At 65.4% G+C, this 6,266-nt stretch carries 4 protein-coding genes; 2 read left to right on the top strand and 2 right to left on the bottom strand.

The genetic code is table 11. The annotated features are described in order from the left end of the window. Window positions 1-383 precede the first annotated feature (383 nt). Window positions 384-1,679 (bottom strand): SGNH/GDSL hydrolase family protein, encoded by a 1,296-nt coding sequence (locus AWB78_RS41095; protein ID WP_062612860.1) that lies wholly within the window; start codon window positions 1,677-1,679, stop codon window positions 384-386. A gap of 174 nt (window positions 1,680-1,853) precedes the next feature. Here AWB78_RS41095 and AWB78_RS41090 point away from each other — a divergent pair, with 174 nt between their 5' ends. After that, window positions 1,854-3,002, top strand: coding sequence for a methyltransferase (locus AWB78_RS41090; protein ID WP_062612858.1), 1,149 nt, complete (start codon window positions 1,854-1,856; stop codon window positions 3,000-3,002). Window positions 3,003-3,009: 7 nt separating this feature from the next. Here the strand turns inward: AWB78_RS41090 and AWB78_RS41085 are convergent, their stop codons facing one another. Then, on the bottom strand, window positions 3,010-4,272 hold the full coding sequence (locus tag AWB78_RS41085) for a TIGR03862 family flavoprotein (RefSeq protein WP_062612856.1): 1,263 nt from the start codon (window positions 4,270-4,272) through the stop codon (window positions 3,010-3,012). Between the two features lie 202 nt (window positions 4,273-4,474). Between AWB78_RS41085 and AWB78_RS41080 the strand changes: the two genes are divergently transcribed. Then, window positions 4,475-5,947, top strand: coding sequence for an MFS transporter (locus AWB78_RS41080; RefSeq protein ID WP_062612854.1), 1,473 nt, complete (start codon window positions 4,475-4,477; stop codon window positions 5,945-5,947). Window positions 5,948-6,266 lie beyond the last annotated feature (319 nt).

Below are 6,266 nucleotides of genomic sequence, written 5' to 3'. Positions count from 1 at the left end.
ATGATTTATTCCATCCAAAGATGAAAAAACCTTCCTCTGATACTTCGTGTGAGACTCTTGATTACTTTTGCTATTGCCGATTCCGAAGAACCAGCCGCACTCGCCATCAAGCGCCCACACTTATCGGCTGTTAGTTTTTAAAGAGCACATCGCAAGAGCTTTACCACCCTTCCGTCTTGCGTCGCTGCATCAGCAGCAGAGAAACGAGATTATGAAGAATCTTTTTCTCCTTGTCAACAGTCTTTTTCGCTTTCGCTTCAAACTCTGTCGACTTTGGAAGCCGCCCGTTTCGTTGGCGGCCCTCGGCTTGCGACGAGGGGCTGAATATTAGGTCAAGCAAACGCGAATGACAAGGTGATGAAGCAAACTTTTTTCGCGTCGGCTCATTGCGTCGGTTTCGCCGCCGCGGAAACGAATTCCATCGGCACCGCCGCTGCCATCGCCGCGTAGCCAGCGTCGCTCGGGTGGATGTGGTCGCCGCTGTCATATCGGCGCTGGAGCACGCTCGGGCGCGACGGATCGCGCAGCGCCTCATCGAAGTCGATCACTCCGTCGAACGCGCGGCTCGAACGGATCGAATCGTTGACGGCCGTGCGGATCGCCTCGCGCTCCGGCGGCAGCGAAGCCGGCGTCAGCGTCGCGCCGTATATCTTGATGCCCCGCTGATGCGCCTGCGCGATCAACCGCTGGTAGCCGCGCACGAGCGCATCGGCGTTGACTTCCGTGTGCGGCGCGTCGCAATCGAGCCCGGCGTGGGCGGGCATCACCATGAAATTGATGTCGTTGATGCCGATCAGCACGATCACCGCGCGCACGCCCGGCTGGCGCAGCGCGTCGCGTTCGAAGCGGGTCACCAGCGCCTCGCCGTAGCATGGCGAATTGCTGAGCAGGCGATTGCCGCTGATCCCCGAATTCACGACGACCGTCTTGCCGCCGCTCTTGCGAGCGACCTGCTTCGCGAGCTCGTCGGGCCAGCGCCGATTGGCGTTGATCGACGAACGCATGCCGTCGGTGATCGAATCGCCGATCGCGACCACGGCTTGCGCGGACGGGCTCTCCACCGCGATGTTCGTGAGCCACGCGTACTGGGTGAAGCGCGTGCGGAACGCGCCCGCCGACGCATCGCCGGTGTGGTCGCCCGCCGTCGAGATGTAATTCACCTGACTCGCCACGCGATGCCACGCCGCGAGCTTTTGCTCCGCTCCCATGAACATGCTGACGGCCAAGGGCTTAAGCGCGTCGACGTCGAAACCGACTGCATCGCTCGTGGCTTGCGCGCCTGGCGCGATCGTCACGCTCTTGCGACCGCCGAACAGCACGGGCCGCGCGCTTCCGGCGCGAATCGCCGCGTTACTGCCGCCCACGGCTCGCGCGACGCTCATCGACTCGACGACGAGCGGCTGGCTTCCGTACAGGTTGCTGATCCGCAGACGCATGCGCTTGCCGTCCAGTTGCGGGTAAATCAACTGGCGGACGGTGCGCCCCGCGACATCCGGCGCACGATACAGCGGCGGCAGGTTCGCGAGCTGCGGAATCGATTGCAGCGCGGTGCCCCACGCGCTGACCCAATGCTCGTTGGCGGGGGCGTCGGCGGTTTCGGCTGCCAACGCGTGCGGCGCGAAATTGAACTGCGCGACAAACGCGGCCGCGCAGATCGCGGCGAAAACTCGGAGTTTCATTCGGCGATGGCGTTCGGAAAAGGCTCGATTGTGCCTGAAGTGTCATAAGCGCCGCGCCGCTCGTCGCCCGAAACGCGAACGAGCCGCAGCGGCGCGCTCGAAATGGCCTCACAATGCAGCCAAATTCATTTCTCGCCGGCCGCGACGGCCCGCGTGTCGAGCTTACATATAGATATGCAACCGAAAAACCCCGCACCGCAACGACTGACCTGGGACGAAGACGGCGAGACGCTCTCCGCCCGATGGCGATCGGAGAGCGGCAATCCGGCACCGAAGCGCGTCGTCATCGGTCACGACCAGATGACGGCCGACCACGCCTACCGGCTCGCGTGCGAAGGCACGGCGATTCTCTGGCGCGGCGATTTCCAGAACGCCCGGCAGCTGCTGCAGGCGATGGCGCGCCGCATCGACAACAAGCCGCGCAAATCGAAGAAGCCGGCGACGGAGCCATCTCCCATCGACGCCTTCAACCTCCATCGACTCGCGCAATCGCAGCGCGCGCGCACACTCGCGATGCTCGTGCTTCCGCTCGACGAACACTATGCGATCGCGCTGCGCCGCGCGCCGAATGTGCGCCAGGCCTGCGAGGAAGCGTACGGGCCGCCGGACGAGCCGTCGATCGTGTCCTTGCGCGAGGTGCTGGGTCTGATCGGCGCGCACGAGTGGCGCAAGAAAGGCGTCGACATCGGCGCGGTGGGCGGAAAGATCCATCCCTACTACGGCGTGTTCTCGCCGGTTCGGGGCGAATACGTCGATCTCATCGCGAATCAGCCGCTGCCGTCGCGCGAGCTGGCGTTCGATATCGGCACGGGAACCGGCGTGCTCGCAGCCGTGCTCGCGCGGCGCGGCGTCGAACGGATCGTTGCGACCGACGTCGATGCCCGCGCGCTCGCCTGCGCGCGGGAGAACATCGGGCGGCTCGGACTCGGCCGTCAGGTCGAAATCGTCGAAGCCGATATGTTTCCGGAAGGCCGCGCGCCCTTGATCATCTGCAATCCGCCGTGGCTGCCGGCGCGACCGAGCGCGGCGATCGAGCACGCCATCTACGATCCGGACAGCCGCATGCTGCGCGGCTTTCTCGATGGCCTTGCCGCCCATCTGACGCCGGGCGGCGAAGGCTGGCTCATCCTGTCGGACTTCGCGGAACATCTAGGCCTGCGCACACGCGCGCAGTTGCAGGAGTGGATCGACAAGGCCGGTCTGAAAGTGGATGGGCGAATCGACATCAGGCCGCATCATCCGCGCGCAGCCGACAAGACCGACCCATTGCACGCCGCGCGCTCGGCGGAAGTGACGTCGCTGTGGCGGCTGGTCGCCGCGTAGATCTCTCTCAGGCGCGCCCGGCGAGCCACGCCAGCGCGCCTTCGCCGGCGACGAGGCCGCTCGCGAAACACGCCGTCAGCAAATAACCGCCGGTCGGCGCTTCCCAGTCGAGCATTTCGCCCGCGCAGAACACGCCGGGCAGCGCGTTCAGCATCGAGCGCGCGTCGAGCGCTTCGAATTCGACGCCGCCCGCGCTGCTGATGACTTCCGCGATCGGCCGCGGACGCAGCAGACGCAGCGGCAACGCCTTGATGCGCGCGGCGAGCGTGTCGAGATCGGCGAATTCTTCCTTGCTCAGGCACTCACGCAGCAAGCCCGCTTTCACGCCAGTCAGATGCAGACGGCTTTGCAGATGACTCGAAAGCGATCGCGCGCCGCGTGGATGCAGCACCTCATCGCGCACGCGCCCGGCGGAAAGTTGCGGCGCGAGGTCCAACAGAATCGTCACGCCCGCGCCGCCGCTTTCGATGATCCGATCGCGAATCGGCGCCGACAACGCGTAGATCAGGCTGCCTTCGATACCCTGATCGGTGATCAGACACTCGCCGGTGCGCCAATCAGGCACGCCGTCCGCGAGCGGCACGCCGATCGCCACGGACTTGAGCGGCTCGCCCGCGAAGCGGCTGCTGAAATGCGCGCTCCAGCCGATATCGAAGCCGCAATTGGACGGCACGAATGGCCGCACGGCCACGCCGCGCGCCGAGAGAATCGGGAGCGCGCCACCGTCCGAGCCGAGTTGCGGCCAACTCGCGCCGCCGAGCGCGAGCACGAGCGCATCGTGCCGGACGCGTTTTTCGCCCGATGGCGTCGCGAAACGCGATATCGACGTGCCTTCGTCCGCCCAGCCGAGCCAGCGATGCCGCATATGGAACGTCACGCCCGACGCGCGCAGCCGATGCAGCCACGCCCGCAACATCGGCGCGGCTTTCATGTCGGTGGGAAACACGCGGCCCGAGCTGCCGACGAACGTTTCCACGCCCAGCCCGTGCACCCAGTTTCGCAACGCATTCGAATCGAAGCGCGCGAGCAGCGGCGCGATGTTCGCGCTTCGTGCGCGATAGCGGGCGAGAAAGGCGTCCGCAGGCTCGGAATGCGTGAGATTCATGCCGCCCTTGCCCGCCATCAGGAATTTGCGGCCGACGGAGGGCATCGCGTCGAAGACATCGACGCGCGCGCCGCCCGCCGCGATGGCCTCCGCGGCCATGAGCCCGGCCGGCCCTCCGCCGACGACCGCGATTCTCACCGATTCAATGTTTTCAACTGACGACATGCCTGAATACCAGCAACAGAACGAGCGACATTGTCGCATCGCCCGTCGTCGCGCCGGTCGCACGGGGCGCGACGGCGGTGAAAAGCTTTGCAGACGCGTCGTAAGTCATTAAATAACAAAAAAGAATTTGGTCGGCCGCGCTCGGGCCAGTACGATCCCGCGATTCGTTGCCTCAACAACTTTTTACCGAACTGGTCCGATCATGTCTGTTTCTCTCGCGCCCGACCGCGCTTCCACCCGGGCCGCCGCCAGCGATCCGCGCCCCGTCATCAAGAGCGCCGCCGATGTCTCCAGCCTCGTCAATCGCGGCGCGGCAATCGGCAGCGATGCGCGCGTCGTCGTCGCCATCGCGCTCGGCGGGATCTTCCTCGATGCCTACGACCTCGGCGCGCTCGCGTTCGGCATGAAGGACATCGCCCGCGAGTTTTCGCTGACGCCGACGGGCTCGGGCTTCGTCGCGGCGGCGATCACGTTCGGCGCGATCATCGGCGCGTTTCTCGGCGGCTATCTCACCGACAAGGTCGGCCGCTATCGCGTGTTCATGGCCGACATGTTCTTCTTCGTCGTCGCGGCGATCGCCTGCGCGTTCGCGCCCAACGCATGGGTGCTCGGCGGTGCGCGCTTCGTGATGGGACTCGGCGTCGGCATCGACCTGCCCGTCGCGATGGCTTTTCTCGCGGAGTTCTCGCGCCTGCAAGGGCGGGGCAACAAAGCGGCGCGCGTCGCGATGTGGTGCCCGGTCTGGTACGCGGCGATCAGTGTTTCATACTTGCTCGTGCTCGGTCTGTATGCGGTCTTGCCCGAGCACAACGCCGGCTGGCTCTGGCGGCTGATTCTCGGCTTCGGCGCGGTTCCGGCGATCGCGATCATCGCGATCCGTAGCCGCTACATGAGCGAATCGCCGGTCTGGGCGGCGAATCAGGGCGATCTCAAGGGCGCGGCGGCGATTCTCAAGCGCTCCTATGGCATCGATGCGCGCGTCGACGAAGCCGCCGTCGTCGCACCGAAGGCCCGTCGCGCGACGTGGAGCAACTACGGCGCGCTCCTGCGCGGCGTGTATCTGCGCCGAACCGTGCTCGCGACCGTCATCGCGATCGCGTCGTCGTTCGCGTACAACGCCGTCGCGTTCGGTCTGCCGGTGATCATCTCGAGCTTTCTCGCGCAGTCGATGCTCACCACGATTCTCGCGTCGCTCGCTTTGAACCTCTGCTTCGCGTTCGCGGGCGGGCTGTTCTCCGTGCGCACGGTGCCGAAATACGGCGCGTGGAAGCTGTCGGTCGTCGGCTACGCGTTTCAGCTGGCCGCGCTCATCGGGCTTGCGATCGTCGGGAAACCGTCGACGGGCGCCGAAGTCGTCATCGCGATCGCATTCCTCGCCGCGTTCCTGCTGGGGCAAGGCGTCGGGCCCGGCTCGCACAGCATGACGTTCGCGTCGCTCAGTTATCCGACTTCGCTGCGCGGCGTGGGCGTCGGCTTCAATCAGACGCTGATGCGCGCAAGCTCGACCGTCTCGCTATTCCTGTTCCCGGTTCTGTCGGCGGCGCTCGGCACGAAAGTGTTCTGGATCATCGCGGTCGCGCCGCTCGCCGGGCTCGTCGCGTTGTTGGCTGTGCGCTGGGAACCGTCGGGTTACGACGTCGATGCGGAAGATTTCGCTCTCCAGCAAAAGGGCTAAACGCCCGCTGTTTCTCTGACACCCTCCCTTCAGGAGCGGCGGCGGTCGATCGCCGCCGCTCCTTCGCGGTTCTCTCGCCGTCCGGCACATCTCCCTCGTCTGCACTAGATTAAAGAGCGCGCAACGCAATCGGCCTTTCGCGCCGCATGCGTAATTACCCGAGTGCATCTCGAAAATCTATTTACCGACCGTCCGGTCGGTTTATAATCGCCGAACAGCGACCATCCAAGAGCGAGTGCCGCCATGTACACCCAATCCCTCGACCTCCCGAGCCCCACACAAGCAGCCGACGCGCCCACCGCCGCGTCCTCCCCCGAGC

The sequence above is a fragment of the Caballeronia calidae genome, assembly GCF_900044055.2.
Lineage (GTDB): Bacteria > Pseudomonadota > Gammaproteobacteria > Burkholderiales > Burkholderiaceae > Caballeronia > Caballeronia calidae.
This window is presented reverse-complemented; position numbering and strand designations above follow the sequence as displayed.

Coding starts and splice junctions, on each gene's coding strand:
- AWB78_RS41095 (WP_062612860.1), bottom strand. CDS start 1,679: ATGAAACTCCGAGTTTTCGCCGCGATCTGCGCGGCCGCGTTTGTCGCG.
- AWB78_RS41090 (WP_062612858.1), top strand. CDS start 1,854: ATGCAACCGAAAAACCCCGCACCGCAACGACTGACCTGGGACGAAGAC.
- AWB78_RS41085 (WP_062612856.1), bottom strand. CDS start 4,272: ATGTCGTCAGTTGAAAACATTGAATCGGTGAGAATCGCGGTCGTCGGC.
- AWB78_RS41080 (WP_062612854.1), top strand. CDS start 4,475: ATGTCTGTTTCTCTCGCGCCCGACCGCGCTTCCACCCGGGCCGCCGCC.